1 protein-coding gene is annotated in these 988 nt (G+C 73.3%); it reads right to left on the bottom strand.

The window, feature by feature from the left end; translation table 11 throughout:
- Window positions 1–988, bottom strand: a 988-nt coding sequence (gene tssF / locus LQT98_RS23975; RefSeq protein WP_231465778.1) for a type VI secretion system baseplate subunit TssF, incomplete at both ends; no start/stop codon positions are given.

Below are 988 nucleotides of genomic sequence, written 5' to 3'. Positions count from 1 at the left end.
GGCTGCCGCCGGCGAAGCAGGCCGGGTCCAGCTCCAGCGTCAGCAACAGGCCGTTGCGCCAGCCGCGCCAGGCGTCGGCGCCGACGTGGTCGACGATGCGTTCGCTGCCGAGCGCGGTTATGCCTTCGATCTGGCGGCGCGCGGCCGGCTGTTCGCCCAGATTGTGCAGCGCCAGCATTTCGCGTAGCGCGGCCAGCGCCTGTGGGCCTTCGCTCAGCGACAGGTGGTTGAGGCTGAGCTGGGACACCAGTTTCCAGCGCGAGGCGCCGTCCAGCGCGGCTTCGGTTTGCGGCCGCGGCGGGCGCAGCAGCCGCGCCTGGCCCACCGGGCCGGGCAGTTCGAACATCAGCGGCGCGCCGGCCGGCAGTTGCTCGGCCAGGTGGCGGTTGGTGCATAGCAGCTCGGCGGTGAGGCTGAGTTCGCTGGCGGCCAGCGGGTCGAAATCGGCGTCCACCAGGGTCAGCAGCATGTCGCTGCCGGGGCGCAGCCGGTTGAGGCCGCGCACGCGGCGCGCGTGCCAGTAGCGGCCATCGCCGCCCTCGCCGTGGCTGCAGGCGAAGTAGGGGGCGATGCGGCGCGCGCCGTCCGGCCCGGCGGCGCGCAGCTGGCGGATGGAGTGGATTTCCACGCTGTGGTCGCGGTGGGCGTCGGCCACCAGCAGGTATTCGCTGCGGCTGCCGTCCGGGCGCAGCGGCTCCGAGGTGTGCGGAAACAGATTGATCACCGGCGCGCAGCCCAGCGCGATGTCGCCGTGCTGGATGCCCAGGCGGCCGGCCGGCGCGCGTTCGAAGGCGATGACGATTTCCAGCTGCCGCTCCGCTTGGCGCGGCAGGCTGAGCGGCAGGTCGAAGAAGGCGAACTTTTCCGGGCAGGCGAAGTATTCCGCCAGCAGCGCGTGCGCCGGATGCACGCCGTCCTCGGCCGGCAGCAGCGCTTCGTCGGCGCCGAAGCCGCAGGCGCGCGGCAGCGCGCCGGGGCGGATGGAGGG

The organism is Chromobacterium aquaticum, from assembly GCF_021129195.1.
Lineage (GTDB): Bacteria > Pseudomonadota > Gammaproteobacteria > Burkholderiales > Chromobacteriaceae > Chromobacterium > Chromobacterium aquaticum.
The sequence above is the reverse complement of the archived record's forward strand: the minus strand, read 5'-3'. Positions and strand labels throughout refer to the sequence as shown.